General features: G+C 68.4%; 21 protein-coding genes. 10 read left to right on the top strand and 11 right to left on the bottom strand.

All coding sequences use genetic code 11. From position 1 onward, the window contains the following. Positions 1 to 102 precede the first annotated feature (102 nt). From ACT86A_RS03530 to metE, 4 genes are all read left to right on the top strand, one after another. A complete protein-coding gene (locus ACT86A_RS03530) occupies positions 103 to 2,919 on the top strand; it encodes a molybdopterin-dependent oxidoreductase (protein WP_445090679.1) in 2,817 nt (938 codons plus the stop codon). Between the two features lie 594 nt (positions 2,920 to 3,513). Further along, entirely contained in the window at positions 3,514 to 4,800 is a 1,287-nt protein-coding gene (gene aceA / locus ACT86A_RS03525; RefSeq protein ID WP_445090510.1) for an isocitrate lyase, read from the top strand. Between the two features lie 168 nt (positions 4,801 to 4,968). Further along, the gene (locus ACT86A_RS03520) at positions 4,969 to 5,838 is read left to right on the top strand and encodes a 3-hydroxybutyryl-CoA dehydrogenase (RefSeq protein ID WP_445090509.1); all 870 of its coding nucleotides are present in this window, start codon (positions 4,969 to 4,971) and stop codon (positions 5,836 to 5,838) included. A 391-nt stretch (positions 5,839 to 6,229) separates the two neighbouring features. Further along, positions 6,230 to 8,545 carry a 5-methyltetrahydropteroyltriglutamate--homocysteine S-methyltransferase gene (gene metE, locus ACT86A_RS03515; RefSeq protein WP_445090508.1) on the top strand — a complete coding sequence of 772 codons (2,316 nt, stop codon included), beginning with the start codon at positions 6,230 to 6,232 and terminating at the stop codon, positions 8,543 to 8,545. 262 nt (positions 8,546 to 8,807) lie between these two features. Here metE and ACT86A_RS03510 read toward each other — a convergent pair whose 3' ends face one another. Further along, positions 8,808 to 10,019 carry an AI-2E family transporter gene (locus tag ACT86A_RS03510; protein ID WP_445090507.1) on the bottom strand — a complete coding sequence of 404 codons (1,212 nt, stop codon included), beginning with the start codon at positions 10,017 to 10,019 and terminating at the stop codon, positions 8,808 to 8,810. A 73-nt stretch (positions 10,020 to 10,092) separates the two neighbouring features. Then, the gene (locus tag ACT86A_RS03505) at positions 10,093 to 11,145 is read right to left on the bottom strand and encodes an NAD(P)-dependent alcohol dehydrogenase (RefSeq protein WP_445090506.1); all 1,053 of its coding nucleotides are present in this window, start codon (positions 11,143 to 11,145) and stop codon (positions 10,093 to 10,095) included. A 159-nt stretch (positions 11,146 to 11,304) separates the two neighbouring features. Between ACT86A_RS03505 and ACT86A_RS03500 the strand changes: the two genes are divergently transcribed. Beyond that, entirely contained in the window at positions 11,305 to 12,423 is a 1,119-nt protein-coding gene (locus tag ACT86A_RS03500; RefSeq protein WP_445090505.1) for a S1C family serine protease, read from the top strand. Positions 12,424 to 12,433: 10 nt separating this feature from the next. Here the strand turns inward: ACT86A_RS03500 and ACT86A_RS03495 are convergent, their stop codons facing one another. The 7 genes from ACT86A_RS03495 to ACT86A_RS03465 all read right to left on the bottom strand — a co-directional run bounded on the left by ACT86A_RS03495 (position 12,434) and on the right by ACT86A_RS03465 (position 17,951). Further along, positions 12,434 to 13,000, bottom strand: a complete 567-nt coding sequence (locus ACT86A_RS03495) for a vitamin K epoxide reductase family protein (protein ID WP_445090504.1) — start codon at positions 12,998 to 13,000, stop codon at positions 12,434 to 12,436. Then, positions 12,997 to 13,776: a DsbA family protein gene (locus ACT86A_RS03490; protein WP_445090503.1), complete on the bottom strand. Its 780-nt coding sequence runs from the start codon at positions 13,774 to 13,776 to the stop codon at positions 12,997 to 12,999. Before ACT86A_RS03490 ends, ACT86A_RS03495 begins: the two co-directional genes overlap by 4 nt. Before the next feature lie 184 nt (positions 13,777 to 13,960). Next, positions 13,961 to 14,755 carry an RsmA family anti-sigma factor gene (locus tag ACT86A_RS03485; RefSeq protein ID WP_445090502.1) on the bottom strand — a complete coding sequence of 265 codons (795 nt, stop codon included), beginning with the start codon at positions 14,753 to 14,755 and terminating at the stop codon, positions 13,961 to 13,963. A 461-nt stretch (positions 14,756 to 15,216) separates the two neighbouring features. Then, entirely contained in the window at positions 15,217 to 16,062 is an 846-nt protein-coding gene (locus ACT86A_RS03480; RefSeq protein ID WP_445090501.1) for a polyphosphate kinase 2 family protein, read from the bottom strand. 72 nt (positions 16,063 to 16,134) lie between these two features. Beyond that, complete coding sequence (locus ACT86A_RS03475; RefSeq protein WP_445090500.1) at positions 16,135 to 16,860, bottom strand: ESX secretion-associated protein EspG; 726 nt, start codon at positions 16,858 to 16,860, stop codon at positions 16,135 to 16,137. Then, positions 16,857 to 17,519, bottom strand: a complete 663-nt coding sequence (locus tag ACT86A_RS03470; protein WP_445090499.1) for a hypothetical protein — start codon at positions 17,517 to 17,519, stop codon at positions 16,857 to 16,859. Before ACT86A_RS03470 ends, ACT86A_RS03475 begins: the two co-directional genes overlap by 4 nt. Before the next feature lie 39 nt (positions 17,520 to 17,558). Continuing rightward, entirely contained in the window at positions 17,559 to 17,951 is a 393-nt protein-coding gene (locus ACT86A_RS03465; protein WP_445090498.1) for a hypothetical protein, read from the bottom strand. A 161-nt stretch (positions 17,952 to 18,112) separates the two neighbouring features. On the opposite strand from ACT86A_RS03465, the gene ACT86A_RS03460 reads away from it, so the two are divergent. Both ACT86A_RS03460 and ACT86A_RS03455 read left to right on the top strand, forming a co-directional pair. Further along, positions 18,113 to 18,874: a GntR family transcriptional regulator gene (locus ACT86A_RS03460; protein ID WP_445090497.1), complete on the top strand. Its 762-nt coding sequence runs from the start codon at positions 18,113 to 18,115 to the stop codon at positions 18,872 to 18,874. A gap of 61 nt (positions 18,875 to 18,935) precedes the next feature. Continuing rightward, the gene (locus ACT86A_RS03455; protein ID WP_445090496.1) at positions 18,936 to 19,190 is read left to right on the top strand and encodes a hypothetical protein; all 255 of its coding nucleotides are present in this window, start codon (positions 18,936 to 18,938) and stop codon (positions 19,188 to 19,190) included. Between the two features lie 248 nt (positions 19,191 to 19,438). On the opposite strand, the gene ACT86A_RS03450 is transcribed toward ACT86A_RS03455, so the two are convergent. Both ACT86A_RS03450 and ACT86A_RS03445 read right to left on the bottom strand, forming a co-directional pair. After that, the gene (locus tag ACT86A_RS03450; protein WP_445090495.1) at positions 19,439 to 20,689 is read right to left on the bottom strand and encodes a saccharopine dehydrogenase family protein; all 1,251 of its coding nucleotides are present in this window, start codon (positions 20,687 to 20,689) and stop codon (positions 19,439 to 19,441) included. 344 nt (positions 20,690 to 21,033) lie between these two features. Beyond that, positions 21,034 to 21,702: a TetR/AcrR family transcriptional regulator gene (locus ACT86A_RS03445; RefSeq protein ID WP_445090494.1), complete on the bottom strand. Its 669-nt coding sequence runs from the start codon at positions 21,700 to 21,702 to the stop codon at positions 21,034 to 21,036. Positions 21,703 to 21,934: 232 nt separating this feature from the next. On the opposite strand from ACT86A_RS03445, the gene ACT86A_RS03440 reads away from it, so the two are divergent. The 3 genes from ACT86A_RS03440 to ACT86A_RS03430 all read left to right on the top strand — a co-directional run bounded on the left by ACT86A_RS03440 (position 21,935) and on the right by ACT86A_RS03430 (position 24,539). Further along, positions 21,935 to 23,269, top strand: coding sequence for a DUF445 domain-containing protein (locus ACT86A_RS03440; protein ID WP_445090493.1), 1,335 nt, complete (start codon positions 21,935 to 21,937; stop codon positions 23,267 to 23,269). A 104-nt stretch (positions 23,270 to 23,373) separates the two neighbouring features. Continuing rightward, positions 23,374 to 23,880, top strand: a complete 507-nt coding sequence (locus ACT86A_RS03435) for a helix-turn-helix domain-containing protein (protein WP_445090492.1) — start codon at positions 23,374 to 23,376, stop codon at positions 23,878 to 23,880. Continuing rightward, a complete protein-coding gene (locus tag ACT86A_RS03430) occupies positions 23,877 to 24,539 on the top strand; it encodes a heparin-binding hemagglutinin (RefSeq protein WP_445090491.1) in 663 nt (220 codons plus the stop codon). The genes ACT86A_RS03435 and ACT86A_RS03430 overlap by 4 nt, the downstream gene beginning before the upstream one ends. Positions 24,540 to 24,582: the final 43 nt, after the last annotated feature.

Genomic DNA, 24,582 nt, shown 5'->3' with positions numbered 1-24,582 from the left:
GGTGGACGGCAGGTCGGTGGGAATCGCGGCGCTACCGGGCCGGTGCCCGCGAGTACGCGGCCATCGCGCGGCCGCCGGACGAGGACGGGGGTGGGTGTCCTGATCCGGTTCGAGGTGGATGGCAAGCCGGTCGAGTTCGAGACGCGACCGGGGCAGTGTCTGCGCACCGCCCTGCGTGAGAGCGGCCACCTGGCCGTGAAGAAAGGATGTGACGCGGGCGATTGCGGTGCCTGCTCGGTGCTGGTCGACGGAATGACGGTGCACTCCTGCGTGTTTCCCGCCTACCGTGCCGCCGGGCGATCCGTCACGACGGCGGCCGGGCTCGGGACGCCGGAGCACCCGCACGCCGTGCAGCGCAGATTCATCGACAACGCGGGCTTCCAATGTGGTTTCTGCACCGCGGGCATGGTGGTCACCGCCGCGGGACTGGGCTACGCCCCGGCGGGACCGCTGGGCGGACACGACATCGAACTCGACGAATTGATGAAAGGTAATCTGTGCCGCTGCACGGGGTACCGCGCGATTCGAGCGGCACTGGGTGAGCCGCTCGCGCCGGACGATCCAGCCGCCATCGCGCCGGACCAGAGCATGACGTCGGCCGCTGGCGCCGGAGTCGGCGCCCTCGCCGGACCACGCATCGTCACCGGCAGCGAGCCCTTCACCTTTGATCTGCCGCCCGTCAGGGCGGACGAGCTCGCCGCCGATTCCGCCGCGGCGGACCGGACGCGAACGAGCGACGTGCCCCCGACCGACCCGTTGCAGATCGCCGTGCTGGCGAGTCCGTACCCGCACGCGCGAATCCGATCGATCCGCACCGCGGCCGCCGAGGCGCTGCCCGGCGTGCACGCGGTGCTCACCTACGCCGACGCGCCGGACGTGGCGTTCTCGACCGCACGGCACGAGCTGCGGACCGACGACCCCGACGACACCTACGTGCTCGACCGGACCGTGCGCTTCGCCGGGCAGCGGGTGGCCGCGGTGGTGGCGGAGAATGTTGCGACCGCCCGCGCCGCGGTGCGCCTGCTGCACGTCGACTACGAGTTGCTGCCCGCGGTGTTCGAGCCCGAGGAGGCGCTGCGGCCCGAGGCGCCGAAACTGCACGGGGACAAACTCGGCTCGGCACGCATCGCCGATCCCGATCGCAATCTGGTCGCCGAACTGCACGGCGAGGTGGGCGACATTGCATGGGGACTGGCCGCGGCTGCCCAGGTCGTCCAGGGTGTGTGGCATTCACCGCGCGGGCAGCATGTGCACCTGGAGACACACGGCGGGGTCGGCTGGCTGGACGACGCGGGCCGGCTGGTCATCCGATGCAGCACCCAGGTTCCGTTCCTGGTGCGGGCCGAACTGTGCCGCGTTTTCGGACTGCCGCCCGAGCGGGTACGGGTGTTCGCGACCAGGGTCGGCGGCGGATTCGGCGCGAAGCAGGAGATGCTGGCCGAGGACCTGATCGCGCTCGCCGTGCTGCGGACCGGCAGGCCGGTGCAGTACGAGTTCACCCGCTCCGAGGAGTTCACCTCCGCGACCTGCCGGCACCCGATGCGGGTCGCGGTGACGGCGGGTGCCGACGTGCGCGGCGTGCTGACCGCACTGGCCATCGACGTTCTGGCGGACACCGGGGCCTACGGCAACCACAGCGGTGGCGTGATGTACCACGGGGTCGCCGAGTCGGTGGAGCTCTACCGCTGCGCCAACAAACGTGTCGACGCACAGGCGGTGTACACCAACAATGTTCCGTCCGGGGCGTTCCGCGGTTACGGTCTCGGCCAGGTGATCTTCGCGGTGGAATCGGCGCTGGACGATCTCGCGCATGCGCTGGGCATGGACCCCTTCGAATTCCGGCGCCGCAACGTCGTGGTGCCCGGTGACCGGTTCGTCGGGTCCGAAGTGGACGCGAGCGACTTGATGTTCGGTAGCTATGGCCTCGACCAGTGCCTCGACCTTGCCGAACGAGCGTTGCTGCGCGGCAACGACGTGCACGCGCCCGGCCCGCAGTGGCGCGTCGGCACCGGGATGGCCGCCGCGATGATCGCGACTATCCCGCCGCGCGGGCACCGATCCACCGCGACGGCGTCGCTGCTACCCGACGGGCGCTACGAGATCCGCGTCGGCACAGCCGAATTCGGCAACGGCACAACGACGGTACACGCGCAGCTCGCCGCCGCCGTGCTGGACGCCGACCTGTCCCGCATCGTGATCCGGCATGCCGACACCGATCTGGTGGAGCACGACACCGGTGCGTTCGGCTCGACCGGCATCGTGGTCGCGGGGAAGGCGGTGTACGCCGCCGCGAGCGCGTTGCGCGCAATCCTGCTGGTCAGGGCGGCGCAGCTGTCGGGTGTTCCGGAGCACGACTGCGCGCTGATTTCCGGCGGTGTGCGCTGCGGCGAACAGCTACTCGGCGCGGCCGAACTACTGGCCGACGGCGATCTCACCGCGCGGGGCGAGCACGGGGGCAGCCCGAGGTCGGTGAGTTTCAACGTGCACGCTTTCCGTGTGGCCGTGCACCCCGGCACCGGCTCGGTCCGCATCCTCCAATCGGTCCAGGCCGCCGACGCGGGCGTGGTACTCAATCCGGTGCAGTGCCGCGGACAGGTGGAAGGCGGTGTCGCGCAGGCCATCGGTACCGCGCTCTACGAGGACATGCGCAGCGACCACGGTGTGGTGCTCACCCGGACCTTGCGGCACTATCACGTGCCGCAATTCGCCGACGTGCCACGCACCGAGGTGTACTTCGCGGACACGAACGACGCGCTGGGACCGTTGGGCGCCAAATCGATGAGCGAATCCCCGTACAACCCGGTCGCGCCCGCACTGGCCAACGCGATCCGCGACGCGGTCGGCGTCCGTCTCGACCGCTTGCCGATGACCGCGGATCGGGTCTGGGCCGCGATGCGGGAAAAGGGTCTCGATGACTGAGGTGCCGTGTTCGATTTACGGCACTCTTGCCCCTACTCGGCGCGCTCGACTGCGCACGCGAGGCAACCCGGACTTCGCCGAGTTGCTGCCCGGATTCCGGACAGCTGCGGACTGGGCTGCGGGATGTGCCGGCGCACCACCTCACCCGGGCATCGCACTCGCGTGCCACCTGGAACCCGATCGACCAGTTTTTCGCTGCCGCTCGGCAGGTGCGGTGCCGAGGATTCGGCCTTCCGATCCTCGGGTGGCGCGGGCGACAGCCGACTTGTGAAGGTGCTCACAATCGGGAATCTCTGTGCGGGTCGGGCCGGTCCGCCCGCCGATCGCTAACAGTACGAGCGTTACGGTAAAACCCCATGTCAGGGCTACTCGCAGGTAGATTGCGGCCTCGCGATTCGGTGGCAAATTTTGCAGACTTAGCAAAGTGCTTGGTAAACCTAGCTGAGATTTACAGTAGCAACAGGTAGACGGCCATTTCTCCCTGTGTCATCGTGTGGAGGTAACCAGTAAGGCCCTAGCAAGCCTGCAAATTGCCGCTCCAGCAGTTCGAGTGCTCACTCGACCGGGCGGCATCGACCGAACGAGGAGTCACAGATGTCGACTGCCGGCACCCCGAAGACCGCTGCGGAAATCCAGCAGGATTGGGACACCAACCCGCGCTGGAAGGGCGTCACCCGTAACTACACCGCGGAGCAGGTGTCCAAGCTCCAGGGCACCGTCGTCGAGGAGGCCACCCTCGCTCGCCGTGGTTCGGAGATCCTGTGGGATCTCGTCAACAACGAGGACTACATCAACTCCCTCGGCGCCCTCACCGGCAACATGGCGGTCCAGCAGGTCCGTGCCGGCCTGCAGGCCATCTACCTGTCGGGTTGGCAGGTCGCCGGTGACGCGAACCTGTCCGGCCACACCTACCCCGACCAGTCGCTGTACCCGGCCAACTCGGTTCCGGCCGTGGTGCGCCGCATCAACAACGCGCTGCTGCGCGCCGACGAGATCGCCAAGGTCGAGGGCGACACCGCCGTCGCCAACTGGCTGGCCCCGATCGTCGCCGACGCCGAAGCCGGCTTCGGTGGCGCGCTGAACGCCTACGAGCTGCAGAAGGCCATGATCCAGGCCGGCGCCGCGGGCGTGCACTGGGAGGACCAGCTGGCGTCCGAGAAGAAGTGCGGCCACCTGGGCGGCAAGGTGCTGATCCCGACCCAGCAGCACATCCGCACCCTGACCTCCGCGCGGCTGGCCTCCGATGTCGCCGACGTGCCATCGGTGATCATCGCGCGCACCGATGCCGAGGCCGCCACCCTGATCACCTCCGACGTCGACGAGCGCGACCGCCCGTTCCTGGACGGCACCCGCACCGCCGAGGGCTTCTACGGCGTCCGCAACGGCATCGAGCCCTGCATCGCGCGCGCCAAGGCCTACGCGCCGTACGCCGACCTGATCTGGATGGAGACCGGCACCCCCGACCTCGAGCTGGCCAAGAAATTCTCCGAGGCCGTGCGCAGCGAGTTCCCGGACCAGCTGCTCGCCTACAACTGCTCGCCGTCGTTCAACTGGAAGGCGCACCTGGACGACGCGACCATCGCGAAATTCCAGAAGGAACTCGGCGCGATGGGCTTCAAGTTCCAGTTCATCACCCTGGCCGGCTTCCACTCGCTCAACTACGGCATGTTCGACCTGGCTTACGGCTACGCCCGCGAAGGCATGACCGCCTACGTCGATCTGCAGGAGCGCGAGTTCGCCGCCGAGGCGCGCGGCTACACCGCTACCAAGCACCAGCGTGAGGTCGGCGCCGGGTACTTCGACCTGATCGCGACCACTGTCGACCCGAACACCTCGACGGCCGCGCTGAAGGGCTCCACCGAAGAGGGACAGTTTCACTAGGCTCGACCATCCTCGATCCGGGCCGGGACCTACCGCCCTCCCCGCTGAACAGCCCTGGCGGGGAGGGCATCCTTATACCTCGGCCCCGCGAAGCGTGCTCGCTCACACCGGAGCGACACCTTCGCAGACCAGCCACCCCAGAACCGGACAACCCAGCAGGAGCGGGACGTGAGCAGCGAAAAGATACAACGTGTCGGCATCATCGGCGCCGGACAGATGGGCGCAGGAATCGCGGAGGTGTGCGCACGTGCGCACGTCGACGTGCTGGTGTACGAGCAGACCCGGGAACTGGCCGCAGCGGGCCGCGCCCGCATCCTGCGGTCCCTGGATCGCGGCGTGAGCAGCGGCAAGATCACCGAGCGCGAACGCGAACAGGCCGCGTGGCGGCTGCGCTTCACCTCCGACCTCGACGACTTCGCCGACCGCCAGCTGGTCGTCGAGGCGGTGCTGGAGGACGAGAAGGTGAAGACCGGCATCTTCGCCGAACTCGACAAGGTCGTCACCGACCCGTCCGCGGTGCTGGCCTCCAACACCTCGTCGATCCCGATCATGAAGATCGCGGTCGCCACGGCGAATCCCGAGCGCGTGGTCGGCATGCACTTCTTCAACCCGGTCCCGGTGCTGCCGCTGGTCGAGCTGGTCACCACGCTCAAGACCACCGAGTCGGTCTCGGCGCGGGCCGAGGCGTTCGCCGGTGAGGTGCTCGGCAAGCAGGTGGTGCGTTCGGCCGACCGTTCCGGCTTCGTGGTCAACGCGCTGCTGGTGCCGTATCTCCTGTCGGCCATCCGCATGGTCGAATCCGGCTACGCCACCAAGGAAGACGTCGACAAGGCCATGGTGCTCGGCTGTGCCCATCCGATGGGCCCGCTGGCGCTGACCGACCTGGTCGGCCTGGACACCGTCAAGTCCATCGCCGACTCGATGTACGCGGAGTTCAAGGAGCCGCTGTACTCGGCACCGCCGCTGCTCATGCGGATGGTCGAGGCCGGGCTGCTGGGCAAGAAGACCGGAGCGGGCTTCTACGAATACCGTGCTTGATTTGCTGTGTTTGTTTGGCAGCGCCTGCGGCGCTGCGGGTTCGCGGCCCCGGGAAGTCTCGCGTCCGAGCGACCGAGACTCGCGCCTTCGGCGCATGCGCTTCGGTCACTCGGACTCGAGACGGGCCGCGAACGGGTGCTCGTAAGACTCGCACCCGACGGGTGGCGCATGTGCTTCGGTCGCTCGGGTGCGAGGCGGGGCGAACGGTGCTCGTATGACTTCTACTCGGCGGGTCCGGGATGGCGAAGATCGGGCGGTTGAACCAGCCGGAAACCGGTGATGCTCGACCTGTGGCAACTATCGGTAAAAGCTGCGAGAAGGCCGGGTCGTGGCAACGGCTCGGCCGGGTATCCGGGGCATACCGCCCAGGTGATCGAAAGGGAACACGCTCATGGTGAACGTGACCGACGGCTATGGGTCGAGCATCCTGGGCTATCCCAGGATCGGGCCGCACCGCGAGCTCAAGCGGGCGCTGGAATCCTACTGGCACGGCGGGATCGACCGCGACGCGCTGCTGGCGGTCGGGCGCGAGATCCAGCAGACCCAGTTCAACGAGCTGGCCGCCACCGGCCTGACCCAGGTGCCGGGCAACACCTTCTCCTTCTACGACCACGTGCTGGACAACGCACTGCTGTTCGGCGCCGTGCCCAAGCGGTTCGAACCGTACCGCGAGGGTATGCACCCGCTGGATTTCTACTTCTTGATGGCGCGCGGCCGCCCGGATCTGCCGCCCTTGGAGCTGGTCCGGTTCTTCGATACGAACTACCACTATCGCCAGCCGGAACTGGACGCCGATACGGAGTTCTCGCTGCATCCGCAGGCCCTGCTCGATGAATTCGACCGGGCGAAGCAGTACGACATCGAGCTACGGCCCGTAGTCATCGGCCCGGTGTCGTTGCTGCTGCTGTCCAAGGCCGGGCACATCCCTGGTGAGTCGGGTGGATTCGACACGCTGAGCCTGCTGGACAAATTGCTGCCCGTCTACGAGGAACTCTTCGAGATTCTCGCCAAGCGTGGCTCCACCTGTGTGCAGCTGGATGAGCCCGCGTTCACCAGCGAACGCACGCCTGCCGAGCTGGCCGCGTTCGAAGCCGCCTATCAGCGGCTGTCCACAGCGCCGCTGCGTCCGCGCATCCTGGTCACCGGGCAGTACGGGGACTTCGGTGCGGCGTTGACGATCCTGGCCGGTACCAGCGTCGAGGCGATCGGCCTCGATCTGGCGAGTCATCGGATTCGTCCGGAGGACCTGGCGAAGGTGCCCGGGATGCGGCGCAAGCGCCTGTACGCGGGCGTGATCAGTGGCCGCAACGTGTGGCGAGCCGACCGTTATGTGACGCTGGAATACCTCGGCGAGCTTGCTCAGGTGTGCCCGGACCTGGTGGTCTCGACCGGGACCACGCTGCTGCACGTGCCCTACGACCTGCTCATCGAATATGACATCGAGGGCCATGTGGCCGACCGGCTCGCCTTCGCGAAACAGAAGGTGGGCGAAGTGGTTTCGCTCGCCAAGGCGCTCACCGAGGGTGCGTCGGAGAAGTGGCGCAAGCGGCCGACCGAGGTGCATTTCAAGCAGAAGCACGCGGTGCGGCAGCGGGTGTACGCGATCACTTCGGACATGCGCTCGCGCGAGCCCTATGCGGTGCGCCGGGAAGCGCAGCAGCGGAAGCTGAACCTGCCGCTGGTGCCGACGACCACGCTCGGCTCCTTCCCGCAGACCACGGGAATCCGCCAGGCGCGCCACGAACTCGGTGCCGGCCGGTTGTCCTACGAGGAATACCGCAAGCGGATCGAGGCCGAGATCGAGGCGACGATCCGGTTCCAGGAGGACATCGGCCTGGATGTGCTGGTGCACGGCGAGCACGAGCGCAATGACATGGTCCAGTACTTCGCCGAGTTGCTCGACGGTTTCGCGACCACCCATTTCGGCTGGGTTCAGGTGTACGGATCGCGGTGCGTGCGGCCGCCGGTCCTCTACGGTGACGTGTCACGGCCCGCGCCGATGTCGGTGGAGTGGATCAGCTATGCGCAGTCGCTCACCGACAAGCCGGTCAAGGGCATGGTGACCGGGCCGGTCACCATGATCGCGCGCTCCTTTGTCCGGCAGGATCAGCCGCTGCACGAGACCGCCGACCAGGTGGCGCTGGCGGTTCGCGACGAGGTGGTGGACTTGGAGAAAGCAGGCATCTCGATCATCCAGGTCGACGAGCCCGCGATTCGGGAGATGCTGCCGCTGCGCCCGGAGGGCAGGGCGGAATACCTGCGCTGGGCAATCGGCGCGTTTCGGCTGGCGACCTCCGGGGTGCGGGCTGAGACCCAGATCCACACGCACATCGGCTATTCCGGCCGCGCCGAGGTGGTCGAGGCGATCGAGCAACTCGACGCCGACGTGACCGCGATCGTGGCGACCCGCTCCATCGAGTGGGTGCTGCGGGCGCTGAAGGAGGACTGCGCTTCCGGGTACGGGCTCAGCCACGGCGTCGGCCCCGGCGTGTACGAGAGCCGGTCCGCGCGCATTCCGGACATCGACGAGCTGGACGAATTGCTCGCCGCGGCAGCGGAAGCGGTGACGCCGCACCGATTGTGGGCCAACCCGGACGGCGGCCTGAAGACTCGGCACTATTGGCAGCTAGAGCCGTCGCTGCGCAACCTGGTCGCCGCGGCGCACCGAGTGCGCAGAAGGGTCGAATCCGCCGACCCCGCCGAATGAGCCAGGCGTATCAGCGTTTTCGCTCCGGCCGTGTGCGAGCAGGTCGGATACATCTGCCGCTGCCGGACGAACTCGCCGAGCGCCGGTCGCGGCGGATGCTGCGTGCGATCACCCGCCGGCCGCGGTCAGCGAGCTGAGTGTCGCGAGCAACTCGGTGGCGGCATCGGCGACGGAGCCCTTTTCCGTCGTGGCCGCCGCGGCGACGCGAATGTCGGGCAGCAGCGCCACGCTCACCCCGGCCGACCGCGCCGCAGCTGCCCGTTCACTCCGTGGGTGGGGGATCGGCACGTGCGAAGCGCAGGGGCAACTGCCTGGCCCACGGTCGGCGCCGCTTCGGTGGCCGCCGACGACCCGGCTGACCCGGCCCGGTTTCGTCGGCGGTCTCCACTCCGTAGCGACGGATGTAGGCGCTGGAGAATGCCTGTACCGTCGCGGTGACGGGGATGGCGAGCAGTGCGCCGGTCGCGCCGAGCAGCGCCGCGCCCGCCAGCACCGCGCCGAACGCGACGGCGGGGTGCATGTCCAGCGTGCTCGCGGTGATGCGCGGTTGCAGGACATAGTTCTCGAATTGTTGATAGAGCACGATGAATCCGAGAATCCACAGCGCCGTGGTCGGGCCGTGCACCAATCCGACGATCACTGGCAACGCACCGGCGAGATACGTGCCGACCGTGGGGATGAACTGGGAGACGACGCCCACCCACAGCGCCAAAGCGAACGCCGACGGAACGTCCAGCACCCGCAGCATGACGTAGTGCGCGAGCGTCGAGATGAGCGCGAGCAGTCCGCGCGAGTAGATGTAGCCGCCGGTCTTCTCCACCGCGATGTCCCAGGCGCGCAACACATGTCGCTGATGTCGCGGTGCCAGCAGCGAGCAGACCGCATTGCGGATGCGGGGGCCGTCGGCGGCGAAGTAGTAGGTGAACAGCAGGATGCCGAGGACCTGGAAGATCGCGCCGATCGCCGCGGTGCCGATGCCCCAGACGTTGCCCGCCAACCCGGTGAGGTAGCCCTCCAGGCTCGAGCTCCATTCGGTGGCGTACTTCTGGATGTCGGTGCCGGACAGGTCGGTATGGAAGGTGCGGTTGATCCATTCCACCCCCCGGTCGGCGTACTCCGGCGCGTGCTGCACCAACGTGGTGACCTGGTCCACCAGCAGCGCGCCGAGGGTCCACAGGAAGGCGACGAGCAGAGCGGTCAAGGCGAGGAACACCAGTCCGGTGGCGGGGCCGCGGCGCATCCCGCGCCGGGCCAGCCAGTTCACCGCGGGTTCGATGGCGAACGCGAGGAACAGCGAGACCAGCAGCACCGTCAGCAGGCCCTGCAAGCGCTGCAGCACCCAGAACGCTGCCAGCAGTCCCGCGATGGTCGCCGCGGCGAGCAAGAACGCGCGCGGCAACCACTGCGGCATTCGGGTGCCGCCGTTGGCGGGTTCGGCGGCTTGTGTTGTCTCGTCCTTGTCCTGCGCAGACACATAGTCAACGTACCCACGTCGCGACCGGTTCGCGGCCCCACACCGCCTGGCCGCGCCGGTGGGGCGAGACGGGTCACATGGTGGCGACGTCGATGACGAACCGATACCGCACGTCGCTGGCCACCACGCGGTCGTAGGCGCCGTCGATCTCGTCGGCGGAGATCAGCTCGATCTCGGCGCCGATGCCGTGTTCGGCGCAGAAGTTCAGCATCTCCTGGGTCTGCGCGATACCGCCGATCGCCGAGCCGGCCAGCGAGCGCCGGTACCCGGCGAGGGTGAACGGCTTGACCTGCAACGGGTGCTCCGGCAGACCCAGGATCACCAGGGTGCCGTCCAAGTTCAACAGGCGCAGATAGTCGTCCAGCGGCAGCTGCGCCGAGACCGTGTTGAGGATCAGGTCGAACCGCCCACGCAGGTCGCGGAAGGTCTGCTCGTCGCTGGTCGCGTAGTAGCCGCTCGCGCCGAAGAGCTTGCCGTCGCCCTGCTTACTCAGCGTGTGACTGAGCACGGTGACCTCGGCGCCCAATGCCGCGGCGATCTTCACGCCCACATGCCCGAGCCCGCCCATCCCGATGATCGCGACTTTCTTGCCCGGCCCGGCATTCCAGTGCCGCAGCGGCGAGTACAGCGTGATACCCGCGCACAGCAGTGGCGCGGCGACATCCAGCCCGATCCCCTCGGGAATCTGCACCACGAAGTTCTCGGTGACGACGATCTGGGTGGAGTAACCACCGAGGGTGTAGCCGCCGGGCTGCAGTGCCGCATCGACCGGGGTGTTGTAGGTCCCCGTCGCGCCGGCGGTGCAGTACTGCTCCTCGTCGGCGAGGCACGGCGCGCAGACGCCGCAGGAGTCGACCAGGCAGCCGACGCCTACCCGGTCGCCGACCCGGTGCTTCGTCACCGCTGATCCGACCGCGGCGACCGTGCCCGCGATCTCGTGCCCCGGCACGCACGGGTACCGGGTTCCGCCCCACTCCCCGCGCGCGGTGTGGATGTCGGAGTGACAGATGCCCACGTACTTGATGTCGATCAGCACGTCGCGCGGCCCGAGTCCTCTGCGCTCGATCGTGACTTTCTCGAACGCGCCGTCAGGGGCGGTCAGGGCGTAGGCGGCGGCGGTACTCATGGATACATGCCTACCGCCGCATGGGTGCGGTTGCCAACTGTGACAGGTGAACGACTTGGTCACAACCATTTTTCCGGCCGAGGTGCCGGTTCGGTGATCTTTGCCCGGATCTGCGGCGACAATAGAATCGATCAGCGGTTCGGCCGAGGCGGGAGAGCCATGGACGACAGACGACAGCAGATCACCGCGCGTCGCGGATCGGCGAGCGGGCGTGCGCTCGTCATGGTGGTCGCCTTCGTGCTCACCGTGGCCGCGTTCCTCGGATATCGCGGTGAGCTGACCGCCCGGAACTACCCCGATCCCGTGGGGACCGCGGCCTCCGTGCGGCCTGCGCCACTCGAGCCGATGGACCCCGCGTTCGTCGCGGCGGCCGTGCGACCGGCACTGGTCAACATCAACACCTCCACCAAGGTCTCCGGACCCGGCGCGGCAGGCTCCGGCATCGTCCTCACCGCCGATGGCGAAGTGCTCACCAGCCATCACGTGGTCATGGGCGCCGACAGTGTGACCGTCACCGACGTCGGCAACGGGAAGGCCTACGACGCCGTGGTGCTCGGCTACGACTCCGGTGCCGACATCGCGCTGCTCGACCTGCCCGCGGCTGACCTGCCGACCGCCGCGATCGGGAGTTCGGCCGGTTTGCGACTGCGTCAACCGGTCCTGGCGATCGGCAACGCGGGCGGGACCGGCGGCACACCGACGGCGGTGCACGGCCCGCTCACCAACCTGGACAGCGATATTGTGGCGGTCAACGTCGCCGATCTGTCCCGCAAAGCGCTCAGCGGCATGCTGGAGGTCGCCGCGGAGGTTACCGCCGGAGAGTCCGGCGGCGCGCTGGTCGATCGGAACGCGTCTGTGGTCGGGGTCATCGCGGCGGCGTCGGGCGACCCGGAGCACGCCCAGGGCCGCCCGCCGAACGGGTACGCGGTGCCGATCGACGCGGCGATGCGAGTGGTCCAGCAGATTCGATCCGGGACCCCGACCGACACGGTGCATATCGGCCCGACGGCCACCCTCGGTGTGCTGATCTCCAACGCGTTACCCACCGGCACGGGCGCTCGCGTGGACGTGGCGATCTACGGTATGCCCGCGCACGCCGCCGGGCTGAGCGCGGGCGACGTGATCACCTCGGTCGACGATCGCGCCGTCACCAGCGTCCAATCCCTGCGCGTCGCGCTGAACACCCGTAAACCGAACGACACTGTCCAAGTGGGCGTCAGCGGCGCACACGGGGTGCACACGATCCCGGTCGTGCTGAGCGCGGGTCCGCCGAACTGATCCGGCGGGGTCAGACCAGCGACAGCCAGTAGTCCTGGAAACGCAGGAACACCAGCAGCAGTACGACCGCGTAGAACACCGCGACGAGGGTCCAGCGCCACTCGGCGAGCACGCCGAGCGGCCCGCTGGAGCGCCCCCACAACTGGTCCGTGCTCACCGCGAGCAACGGTGTGATGACCGCCCAGACCACCATGCAGTACGGGCACAGTGCGTTGATCCGGTACAGGCTTTCGAAGATCAGCCAGCAGACGAAAACGACGCCCAGCACGGTGCCGAGCCACAACCCGCCCCAGATCCAGCGCGGGAAACCCACCCCGGCCACCGACAGCACGCCGAGAGTGACCACAACGGAGAAGCCGACGATGCCGATCAGTGGGTTCGGGAAACCGAACACCGCGGCCTGATCGGTCACCATGACCGAACCGCAGGACAGAATCGGGTTGATGCTGCACGAAGGGGTGTAGCCGGGCTCGGTGAACAGCTTGAATCGTTCCACGGTCAGCGCCACCGCGGCCAGCCAGCCGGCGAGTCCGCCGATCAGCAGGATCCAGGCCGACCGCGGCCCCGCGGCGCTCATTGGCCCGCGGCGGCGCGGATCGCGGGCGCGAGACCGCCGGGAGTGCCGAGCTCCTGGCCCGACTCGATCTTCTTGCCGTTGACGAAGACCGAGGGGGTCGCCGTGATGCCGCTGTTCAGTACGTCCTTGGTCCGGTCCTGGATGTACTTGTCGTAGGTGTGCTCGGAGATGCACTCGGCGGTCGCGTCGTCGGTGTAGCCCGCGCTCTTGGCGATCTGGATCAGCTGGTCGTCGGTCAGGCCCGCACCGCCCTCCGGTGGCTGCTGCGCGAACATCGTCTTCAGCCAGGCCTGGTATTTCGTCGGGTCGGCCTGGGCGACGCAGTAGGAGGCGTTCGCCGCGCGCGAGGAATACCGCGTGGTGGACGCCTTGTCCAGGAACGCGATCACGTTGTACTCGACGACCGCGGTGCCGTCGTGCACCGCGTCTTCGAGGACCTGACCGTTGGCCGCCTCGAAGGCCTTACACGCGGGACACTGTAGGTCGGCGACGACCCGTACGGTGACCTTCGCGTCCGGCTTGCCGATGCGGACCGCGCCGTTGTCGGTGATCGAGCCGGGAGCGCCGCCGGAGTTCGGATTCCCGGTCGCGGCGATCGATGGGCTGGGGCCGGGTTCGTTCTTGCGGGCCTGCTTGACCGCGATGCCGATGCCGATGGCCGCGATCAGCCCGACGAGCACGGCGCCGACCACCACCTGGGTCACGATCTTGCGGTTGCGGTCGGCGCGTTCCGCCGCCAGCAGCGGGTTCGACTTCCCACCCTGGTTTTTGCTCACCGTGCGCTCACCACGCCTTTCGTTCGCCGGACGGTTCCTGCCCGCCACGATGGTAAATGCGCCGGCCACGCCTGGGCGTGCCCGGGTTGCCGCCGCCATCATCGTCGGTCCACCTGAGAGTTCCCGAAATGTGACCCGCTTCCCCGGCGCCGCTGAACCCGCAGTCGGCTATCCGGCTGACCGGTCAGCCGATGTCGCGCACTGCCCGGCGTTGTGGATCTCCGGTGTCGCAGCCGGTTCCGACGACCAGGGCGGTGATGGTGGGTGGGTGGGGGCCGGTGAGCAGGATGAGGACAGCGTTGCGGCCCTGGAAGGTGATGTCGGTGGAGCCGAGGACGGTGCGGTCGAGTCCGTTGGCCTGCACGCAGCTGGTCAGTGCCGCAGGGTCGGCCAGCGCGCCGGTGACGGTGCGGCGGCCGAGTGCGGAGAGCGCGGTGGCGACGGTGAGATCCGCGCCGAGCTGGTCGGTCCCCGTGGTGGGGTGGGCGATGGGCGCGGGATCGTCTCCGCCGCGCGTCATCGAGGCAACCACGCCGACGGCGGTGACGGCGAGAATCGCCGCGGCTGCCGCGGCCGCCCAGCGCACCCGGCCGCGCCGGTGGCGGCGCTCGGCGAGCGTGACCGGCGCAGGCGGCGCGGTGGCGGAAACCGCCGGTCGGCGTTCGGGTTCGACGGTCGGCGCGGGGGACGGGATCGTGGTGTCCTGCGCGGCGGTGCCCTGGGTGGGCTCCAATTCGTCGAGAAACCGGGCGAGCCGGGCGGAGACATCGGCGGGCATGGGGTGGACGATGCGCTCGTCGCGGCCCAGGGCACGTAGCTCGGCGCTGACTTCGTCGAGTGACCGCAGCAACCGCAGCGCCTGCGGGTCGTGCGAGACCGCGGCCCACACCCGCTCACGTTGCTGTGGGCTCAGGTTCCCGGCGTGTAGGTCGGCGAGTAACTCCGCCGTAAACGCAGGCCGCGGCACCTCGGTCGCCATCGCCCCTCCGTTGTTCGCCCTCTGACATCACAGCAGTCCCGCCCGATCCGGGCAGACTGCCTCGCCATCGTCGTGTGGTCCGTCACTGTTATTGACGCAGCCGGGCCCGCTTCGGTTCCCGGGATCACAGAAAATCCGCCTCTCCTTTATCCCGCGCCGTATATCTGCCGCACCGGGACTGCATCGTCCACCCCGGCACGGCCGCCAACGCGCCTGTTTCGTGCCGCTCGGGTCACCGGCCCAGCCGCCGATGCCCGCCTCGCCACCGAACGCACTGCAGCTCACGCGCCCGGAGCGGCTGTCGGCGATGACGTGCACGCGGTCGCCGAAGCCGGCATCCGACCGGCCGAGGCGGAATACGGACGCCGTTGTCGGCAGACCACCGCCGACGTACCCGCCCCGGTCGCGTTCGGAGCGCTTGGTGGCCGAGCAGGTCCGGCTCGGGGTTCCGCGGCCGAGCGCTACGCCTGCGCGAGTCGGCGTTTCTGCGCATCGACGTCGAATTGCGCTGCGGGCCAGTCGAGTTGCAGCCGCTGCAGGGCGTCGATGAGCAGTTCGGTCACCGCGAGCCGGGAGAACCATTTGCGATCGGCGGGCAGCACATACCACGGCGCGTCCGCGGTGGACGTGCGGTCCAGCATCGCCTGATATGCCTGCTGATAGGCAGGCCAGAACGCGCGCTCGTCGATGTCGGCCGGGTTGAATTTCCAGTATTTGTCCGGGCGTTCCAGCCGCTCGGCGAGCCGCCTCTTCTGTTCGTCCAGCGACACGAACATCGCGACCTTCACCAGCACGGTGCCCTCGTCCACGAGTTCCCGCTCGAACGCGTTGATCTCGTCGTAGCGCGGCTCCCATTCCGCACGCGGCACCAGATTGTGCACCCGCACCACGAGCACGTCCTCGTAATGGGAGCGATCGAACACGCCGAGCTGACCCGCACGCGGCAGCGCTTTGCGGATGCGCCACAGGAAGTGATGACGCTTCTCCTCCGGGGTCGGCACGCCGAATGCGGCGTGGTCGACACCCTGCGGGTCCACCGAACCGATCACGTGCCGCACGATGCCGCCTTTGCCCGCGGTATCCATCCCCTGCAACACCAGCAGCACGCTGCGCCGGTAGCCGGATCGGCCGTTCGCGTACAACTTCTCCTGGAGCTCCGACAGCACCTGGCTTCGTTGCGCGAGCAACTCGAGGCCCGCCTGCTTGTCGCCGGTGAATCCCGGCCGCGCCGACGTGTCGAGGTCGGCTATCCGCAATCCATCGGCTTTCAGTGCTTCGGTAACCGCCACCGTCCACTGCTCGGCCATGGTCTACAGCTAACCACGCCGTCTCGGGCGTTCCGGCGAGAACTGGACCGGCTGTCCGCTCGGCCTCGACTTTCAGACGTGTGCCAGGCGCAGCAATTGTGCGGCGAATTCCGCATCCGACACCGGGGTGAGGATGAGATCGTGTGCGGTGGTGAGCAGGTAGCGGCCGTCGCCGGTGATGTCCAGCCAGGTGCGGTGGCGGGTCGGCGGAGACATCGGATTGTCGGGCTGCACCGTCACCGTGATGAAGCCGCGTCCGTCGACCGGTTTGCGCAGCGTCTGGCGAAATCGCGCCGCGCCGCGATGACCGTTGGTGCCGAATGGCTCCGCGCGATCAGGGCCCAGCACCGCGTCTTGGGGTTCGCGCAGCGGGGCGAGTCGCCCGGCGCCCGCGGAACCGATGATCTGCACCAGACGCTCGCCCACGGCGCGGGCATGGCACATCAGCACGGTCACCTTGTCCGGGCCCGCGACCAGGATGCCCGCGTGGTTGTGCACCACCGCGGCGAACGCGAGAATCCGTTCGGCTTCCCCGGCGTTTCCGTCGCGCGCACCGGCGCCGCGTTCGCCGGAGACGGTGATGGTGGTGGCGTCGTTGCGCGCGCACAGCATCAGCGCGGCAGCCAGGTCGGGATCGGCTTGTCGGGCGAAACGCTGCGGCAAACGCAATGCGCGATATTCGGATTCGGTGCGAACCGTGGCGGCGGGAACCATGTTGACCGGGTAGGGCCTACGGTCCAGGTTTGTCTCGTTTGTCCAGACATGCGTGAATTCGTCCGGGCTGAGCACCCATTTCACGGCACGCCGCCTTCACCAGCGGCGCTGGGATCGGCGCGGCGGCCATTGCCCGCCGGGGGTTGCTGTGGCTGAGGGAATTGCGGAACGCGATCGCCGGTAGCGGGCATCGTCGGGGTGTAGACGTACGTCATCGTATCCCGGACGTCCGCTTCGGTGTCTGCCGCCGCACTATCGTGTTCCATCCTACGTTTTCCACCGTAAACCGCTTCGGCGGCCGGATCCGCCAGCGGCTCGTACCGCAGGGGCGGCGCGATCGCGCCCCGGACTGTTTGCGCGGCGTCACTATTCAACTCCATCAGGTGCGCGACTGCCCGGCACACCTCGTGCGCTTCCTCGCCCACGCCGACGAACTGCCTGGTCGCGGTCACCGCGGCGGCGGCGGTTCGGCCGGTCCAGCGCGCGAACTCCCGGTTGGTGGCATCGGAAAAGGCTTGGAACGCCTCGGCTACCGCTCGGGCGTTGGCCTGCCACGCCGCGGCCGTCCGGCCCAGCGCCGCCGGGTCGAGCGCCTCGTGTACCAGATCCCAGAGCTGCTGGTGGGTGTAGGCGCCGAACAGTTCCCGGTCCGGCGCGTATACGGGATCGGTTGCTCCGCTGGAGAACTCGGACAGTTGCTGCCGGATGTCGTCGGCGCTCGCGCGTGCTGCGGGATCTGCCACGATCGTCCCCTCAGTCCGTCCCGGCGCGCCGGCGTGCGCTCACCGGGGTTCCAGGTACTCGGTGATCAACCGCAGCGCCGCCCGATTCGCCGCCTCGGCGTCGGCCAGCCGGTTGGCCGCCGCCAGATACGCGGCTTTGAACAGCAGCGCCGTTTCCTGGAACGCTGCCAGCGTGTCCAGGTATTGCCGGCCCTTATCGGCGAAGCCGCGGGTCAGAGCGTGTCCGGTCGGCAGGTCCGGGAAGCCCGTCACATCCGTCGCGAGTTGTCCGCCGTCCATGGCGTGACGTAGCTCGTCGACCAGCTTGTCGCATGCCGCGGCAAGATTTTCCGCGACCGCGGTGTCCAGCTCGAATGGTTCGCTCCCGCCCTCGCCGATGGCCGCCGCGTACAGCTTTCGCGCCATCCCCTGTCCGGTGTCGGGTACTGCCATCAGGAAGTTCCCTTCCGCTCGGTCCTGTCCGTACCGCGCTGTGCTGGACTCGCACTCTACCGCTCGATATCGCGGGGCGGACCGCCTCGGTGCGGACTCCGGAGAGTGCGCGAGCCCGTTGTTAGACTGGCCGACGGTCCGCGGGCAAGGGGAGGCGAATAATGACCGAAATCGACTGCGTACCCCCGCACAACGTACTCCCGAAATACCTGCAGATCTCGGCGCAGCTACGCGATCTGATCGAGCGCGGCGAGCTGGCTCCCGGTGCCGAGGTCCCCTCCGAGCGCGAGCTCGCCGCTCGATGGAAGGTCGCGCGACCCACCGCGGCGAAGGCGCTGAACACGTTGCGCCAGGAGGGACTCGTCCGGTCCCGCCAAGGGTCGGGTACCTATGTCACCGATCGGCCCACCACCCTGATGCGGGAGAACGCACCACGATACGGATCGCCGGTCGCCGAGGACGACGAGGTCGCGGTGCTCGAAGCGGCGGTGGTCGCGGCGCCGCCGGAGGTCGCGGAGGCGCTCGGTTCGCCGTGTGCACGTGCGGTGATGCGAAAAGAGTTGAGCGCCGGCTCCGCTGGTTCCAGGACGCTGATGACGTCCTGGTACCCCGGCGAGTTCGCCGAATCCGCCAGCCGCCTGCTTGCCGTCGAGCGCTTGGCCGGCGGGGCCCTGCGCTACCTGGAGTCCGTCACCGGGCGGGGTGCGGCGGTTGTGCGCGAGCGCGTCGGCGCCCGCCTGGCCACCGCCGGCGAGTGCCGGCAGCTGGCATTGCCGGCCCCGGCCGTGGTGCTGGTCGTGCACCGCCTCTGTCTCGACGCGGACGGCCGCGTCCTCGAGTTCTGCGCGGTAGTCCGCCCGTGCGGCCAGTGGATCTTCCAGCACGAGTATCCCGCCAGCTCAGCGGCCGATTTCCACCGTTGACACCGCTCGCCCGCAACTGGCATAGTCCACTTATCGGAAGTGTCGAAGGGTGGGAGTTGCGATGTCTGATCAGTTGACCATCGGCGGCTGGATGATCGTGGGGGACCACTGCTCGGTCCGCTTGGCCCCGCTACGCCGCAACAACTACCTCGCGTTCGTCTTCGAAAGCAGCGGAACCGAATTCGAACTCGCCCTCGCCCCGGCCATTCTCCAGCGCATGGTTGATCTCGGCGCCGCCCCGTCCGCACAGGGCTGCTCCGTACCCAGCCGGGGTGGTGGGGCGTCGGTTGGTTCTGGCGACGGGTGGCCTGGGTAGGACGAGCCGTACCTCGCGCTCCGATCCGCGGTGAAATCGCCACCTGGTGAAATCGCCCGGCCCCCAGGCGATGTCGAGCACCTTTCGTGCGCCGCCGCGGCGCGGCGCGGCGACGGCGTTGCGCGGGTCCGCCGACGGCCGTGTGTCCGTCGGCGAGACAGCACACCGCGGGCGCCCGGCCCGTTCGTACACCGCGGCCAAGACCGGGACATTCATCGTCTCGCGAACGAACGCACCGGAGATCCGCCTCAGGCGCGATCGACTTCGATGGTGATGCCCGCCGCACGCAGGCGATCGGTGAGTGTGTCGCCCATCGCCGCGGCGGGTGTGAGGACGCCTGCGAGGTCGGGTTGCTTGTCGGTGTCGAATGCCAGGCACAGACCGCTTTCGCCGAGCAGCACCGCGGTGGCCTGATATCCGGGGTCACCGGTGCCGGCGAAGGTCGCCACGTACTTCGTGCCGGAAGACGTGTGCGCGAACGTCTTCATGGTGAACCAGCCGCTGGCGCGGGCCGCTTCGCTCGGCCCGGTGCCCGGCTCGGGCAACACCCGGTCCAGTATCTTGCGGCCCGCAGACGACCGCGACAGCACTGCGCCTACGGCCACGCCCGCCACGATGCCACCCGCCACGCTCGCCGCGACCAGCGGCGCCATCCGCGACTTCCCGGCGTTCATCACCTCGCGGTAGCGGAAATTCTTGCCGTACACCCAGCCGAGCAGCCCGTTCGTGCGGCGCACGATCTTCGTGTTGTGCACGGCCATGACGAACGTGCTCACCCAGCCGTCCAGGCTCGGGTCGATCGTGCTCGCCCGGGACAGCGCCTGATCGGATTGGCGGCCGACGTCAGGGTCCCGCGACTTGTCCGGGCTCAGCGAATACGGATGTGACAGCACCGAGCCCTTGGCCGGGTCGGTGGCGATCGCCTCCATCATGGCGCGCGCGGTGTCGATGGTGCCGCCACTGAAACCGCCCCGGAGCGAGGCCACCGTCGTGGTGTCGGCCAACTCGCCGGTGTTGTCCTCGACCGAGCGGCGATAGAGCTGATACACGTTCAGATCCGACGGAATCGAGTCGAAGCCGCAGGAATTCACGATTTTCGCGCCCGTCGCGGCGGCTTGGTCGGAGTAGGCGTCGATGGCGTCGCGGATGAACAGCGGCTCACCGGTGAGGTCGGCGTAGTGGGTTCCGGCTTTCGCGCACGCCGCCACCAGCGGCATTCCGTAGCGCAGGTACGGACCGACGGTGGTGACGACCACCTTGGTGCGGGTGGCCAGCTCGTCCAGCGTGTTCTGGTCGGTCGAGTCGGCGACCACCAGGGCCCAACCGGCGGCTTTCGGCCCGAGTCCATCGCGCACGGCGGTGAGCTTGTCCAGCGACCGTCCGGCCAGCCCGATGCGCGCGGATTCCGGTGCCGCGCCGGCGAGGTACTGCGCGGTCAGCTTGCCGACGAAGCCCGTCGCGCCGAAGAGGACCAGGTCGAATTCCCGTGTGTCTGCCATGGTTTTCCCGTTCTGTGGTCGGGTAGCCGGGCGGCGGCTACTCGGTGATCTTTCCGTGCCCGCGGCCGCTGCGCTGCGACCGGCGAATGGTTGACGAGCCAGGGGCGGCGCGCGCGACCGAGCTCGGTGACCAGGCGCCACCGATCGCCATTCGCGGTGCGGCAGAGCCGACCGAGCATGCCGAGCTCAGGAGGTCGGCGCGGCGCGAGGAAGGGTGCGCCGGCGGCGGATTCTGCTTCATCCGGTGAACTCGCCGCTATCGGGTCCACCGCGAGTAGGGACGCACCGCTGGGCTGGGGAACTCCAGCAAGCAGTTCAGCTAGCACTCTCGGCATGCGGCCCGATCAGTCTCCCGCGGGCGATTCGGAAACAGGCAGCACGTGCGGCTGCGCGTGGAACGCCGCGGGCGAACCGCCCGCGCGGGCCATGCCCTCGATGGCGCTCCAGGCCAGCATGGTGAGGTAATCGATGACGTCCGCACGCGACAGCGACTTGTTCGTCGACCACCAGTGGGTCGCCAGTTGGATGCCGCCGACCAGCACATACGATGCCAGCGCCGCGCCCTCGGTCCGGACGCCGCGCTGCTGCGCGCGCTCGGTGATGACGGTGCACACCAGTTCGGCGAAGAGGTTCTCGAACTCCGCCAGCGAGGACTGATCGGCCGCTCCGTTGCCCATGATGAAGCGGTAGACCTCCGGGTCCTCGTCGACGGTGCCGACGTACTCGGCCAGCGCCGAGCGGATCAGTTGGTACTCGTCGGCGTCCCCCTTGATCGCGCCGTACACCCGCGGCATCAGGGTGGTCTCGATGTACCGCTGCATGGCCGCGCGGACCAGGTCGTTCTTGTCGGAGAAGTAGCGGTACAGCACGGTCTTGGAGACGCCGATCGCCGCGGCGATCTCGTCCATGCCCGCAGTGCTGCCCCGCGCGCGGACCGCGGCGAGGGTGCCATCGACCAGTTCCTCGCGGCGATCGATCTTGTGTTGCCGCCACCGCCGCTTGCGGCCGTCCACCCGGCCGCCGCGCGCCGCCGCCGGCCGCTCGCCGACGTCGGCAAGGTCTTCGGTGGACAGCGTGGGCTCCCTCGTTCGAATTGCTCGGTGGCTACCAGCTTAGGTCCCGGATACCGGTGATATGCGGGTTTGGGCTCGGATGCGGTGGGAACCGAAGCTTCCGGCGCGCCTGGTGTGGTCGGGACCCACTCGCCCGCTCGCCCGGTTCCGGCCGCACAGCAGAATGGGAGGCATGGAGAACGCTCCCGGCAATTCCGCGGTGCTGGACGCCCCCGCCGCGCCGGCCGCCGCACGCCTCGGCTTCGCCGCCGTGCTCGATGAGGCGGCTAAGCGTCGCGACCTGTGGCGGATGAAGGCGCTCGCCACCGGCCTGCTCGCGCTGGCCACCGCGATCTACCTGTTCTGCCGCTGGCTCGAGTCGCGCGGCGCGGGAGGCGACTGGGTCGGCTACCTGCGAGCCGCCTCGGAAGCCGGTATGGTCGGCGCGCTGGCGGACTGGTTCGCGGTGACCGCGCTGTTTCGGCATCCGCTCGGTCTGCCCATCCCGCACACCGCGATCATTCGACGCAAGAAAGACCAGTTGGGTGCCAGTCTCGGCACCTTCGTAGGCACGAACTTTCTTGCGCCGGAAGTGGTTTCGGCGAAGGTGAACTCCGCTCGGGTCTCCTGGCGGGTGGGCCGATGGATGGCCGATCCCGGCCACGCCGCCCGCGTCGCGCAGGAGAGTTCGACGATTCTGCGCGCCGTCGTCGGGGTCCTGCGTGACGAGGACGTGCAGCAGGTGATCGACAACACCATCGTCAAGCGGATCGCCGAGCCGCTGTGGGGTCCGCCGATCGGGCGGGTGCTGGCGGAATTGCTCGCCGACAACCGGCAGCAGGCGCTGCTGGATCTGCTCGCCGAGCGTGCCCACCAATGGGCGCTCGGCTCGCAGGAGACGATCGACCGGATCGTGCTGCGGGACGCGCCGCAGTGGGCGCCGAAATTCGTCAACATTTTGCTGTCCGAACGGATCTACCGGGAACTGGTCGAGTTCACCTGGAAGGTCCGCTCGAACCCCGAGCACGAGGTGCGGCTGGCGGCGAATCGGTTTCTGGAGGAATTCGCCGAAGACCTGCAATACGACGACGCCATGATCAAGAAGGCGGAGCGGATCAAAGCGCAGATCATGGGCCGTGAAGAGATCACCGGTATGGCCGAGGCCACGTGGCGGGCGGCCAAGCGGCTGATCCTGGAGTCCGCCGACGACCCGAACAGCACCCTGCGGCGCAAGGTCGCCGAAAACGTCCAGCAGCTCGGCGAACGTTTGCGCGACGAGGCCGATATGCGCGCGAAAGTGGATGGCTGGATCGACCGGGGCGCTCGCTACCTGGTGGAAAACTACGCCGGTGAAATCAGCACCCTGGTCACCGACACGGTTGCCAGGTGGGACGCGGACGAGGCGAGCAAGAAGATCGAATTGCAGGTGGGCAGGGACCTGCAGTTCATCCGAATCAATGGCACGGTGGTCGGTTCGCTCGCCGGACTGGCGATCTACACGATCTCCCAGCTGATGTTCGGCGGCTGATCCGCGGGCGCGCGGACCAGTTGCCGCGACTCTGCTAGCAGATCGCTTGCAATAGCTAGCACCCTGCTCTAGAATCGAACCGTACGACCGCCAGAAGGTGAGTTATGGCAGACCAGCCCGAGGTTTCCGCCGAGTGCACCGACAGATCGGACGAGCCCTCGTCCGGTGTCGGCGAACGAGGGGGTCGCGTCGCCAGCGCGGCGCACGACATCGGAGGCTTCATCCGGGCACAGCGAGAAGCCGCGCAAGTCTCGCTGCGTCAGCTCGCTCAGCTGGCGGGGGTGAGCAATCCGTATCTCAGTCAGATCGAACGCGGGCTGCGCAATCCGTCCGCCGAAGTGCTCACGCAGATCGCCAAGGCGCTGCGGGTCTCCTCGGAGGTCTTGTACATCCGGGCCGGCTATCTCGAGCAGCGGCCGCACAGTCCGGTTCGGGATGCCCTGCTTGCCGACACGTCGATCAGTGAGCGGCAAAAGCAGGTGCTGCTGGACATCTATGAATCGTTTCGCCGGGAAAACGGAGGAAACGAGGCAGGGGGGAACGTTTGGGACAGCGACGTTCCGCGCATGACAACCGAAACTCCGCCACGCCAGGAGAACGAAACATCATGACCGAGAAGAATTCCACAGTAACCAAACCCCTATTCGCCACCGTCGGTGCCGGCGACGCCGTCTATGCCGCCGTCCACGACGTCGTCGCGCAGGTTCGCGGGCGTGCCGCCGCGACCGACGTGCAGACCCGGGTGGAGGGTGCGCGCGAGCGGTTCGCGAACGTGCCCGCCGACGTGCAGACCCAGTTCGAGTCGTTGCGCGAGCGCCTGTCCGGGCTGCCTTCGGAGCTGCCGGACGACCTCGCCGAGCTGCGCGAGAAGTTCACCTCCGAGGAGCTGCGGGCGCGGGCCGAGAAGTACTACCGCCAGCTGCTCGACGCTTATGCCGACCTCGCCGTCCGCGGGGAGGAGACCATCGAGCGGCTGCGCACCAATGAGCGCGTCGAGGAGGGGATCGGCAAGGTCGAAAACCTCTACGGCGATGCGGTGAGCCGCGCCGAGGACGTGCTCGACCGCGTCAACGGGCTGCTCGGCCGCCCGGCCAAGACCGAGGGCGCGGCCGACGAGGATTCGGTCGTCGAGGCCGAGGTCCTCGATGTGACCACCGAGTCGACCCCGGCTCCGGAGGCGAACGACGAGTCGGCGAAGCCCCCGGTCAAGAAGGCCGCCCCCGCGGCGAAGAAGGCCCCCGCCAAGAAGGCGGCCCCGAAGATCGACTGAATCTCCTGCGGATAACCCGCGTCCAGCCCCCGTGCATCTCTGG

The sequence above is a fragment of the Nocardia glycosmidis genome, assembly GCF_052545115.1.
The sequence above is the reverse complement of the archived record's forward strand: the minus strand, read 5'-3'. Positions and strand labels throughout refer to the sequence as shown.

Excerpts from the sequence above, each read along its gene's own strand:
- aceA (WP_445090510.1), top strand. The coding sequence starts at position 3,514 with ATGTCGACTGCCGGCACCCCGAAGACCGCTGCGGAAATCCAGCAGGAT.
- metE (WP_445090508.1), top strand. The coding sequence starts at position 6,230 with ATGGTGAACGTGACCGACGGCTATGGGTCGAGCATCCTGGGCTATCCC.
- ACT86A_RS03505 (WP_445090506.1), bottom strand. The coding sequence starts at position 11,145 with ATGAGTACCGCCGCCGCCTACGCCCTGACCGCCCCTGACGGCGCGTTC.
- ACT86A_RS03500 (WP_445090505.1), top strand. The coding sequence starts at position 11,305 with ATGGACGACAGACGACAGCAGATCACCGCGCGTCGCGGATCGGCGAGC.
- ACT86A_RS03495 (WP_445090504.1), bottom strand. The coding sequence starts at position 13,000 with ATGAGCGCCGCGGGGCCGCGGTCGGCCTGGATCCTGCTGATCGGCGGA.
- ACT86A_RS03485 (WP_445090502.1), bottom strand. The coding sequence starts at position 14,755 with ATGGCGACCGAGGTGCCGCGGCCTGCGTTTACGGCGGAGTTACTCGCC.
- ACT86A_RS03480 (WP_445090501.1), bottom strand. The coding sequence starts at position 16,062 with ATGGCCGAGCAGTGGACGGTGGCGGTTACCGAAGCACTGAAAGCCGAT.
- ACT86A_RS03465 (WP_445090498.1), bottom strand. The coding sequence starts at position 17,951 with ATGGCAGTACCCGACACCGGACAGGGGATGGCGCGAAAGCTGTACGCG.
- ACT86A_RS03460 (WP_445090497.1), top strand. The coding sequence starts at position 18,113 with ATGACCGAAATCGACTGCGTACCCCCGCACAACGTACTCCCGAAATAC.
- ACT86A_RS03455 (WP_445090496.1), top strand. The coding sequence starts at position 18,936 with ATGTCTGATCAGTTGACCATCGGCGGCTGGATGATCGTGGGGGACCAC.
- ACT86A_RS03450 (WP_445090495.1), bottom strand. The coding sequence starts at position 20,689 with ATGGCAGACACACGGGAATTCGACCTGGTCCTCTTCGGCGCGACGGGC.
- ACT86A_RS03440 (WP_445090493.1), top strand. The coding sequence starts at position 21,935 with ATGGAGAACGCTCCCGGCAATTCCGCGGTGCTGGACGCCCCCGCCGCG.
- ACT86A_RS03435 (WP_445090492.1), top strand. The coding sequence starts at position 23,374 with ATGGCAGACCAGCCCGAGGTTTCCGCCGAGTGCACCGACAGATCGGAC.
- ACT86A_RS03430 (WP_445090491.1), top strand. The coding sequence starts at position 23,877 with ATGACCGAGAAGAATTCCACAGTAACCAAACCCCTATTCGCCACCGTC.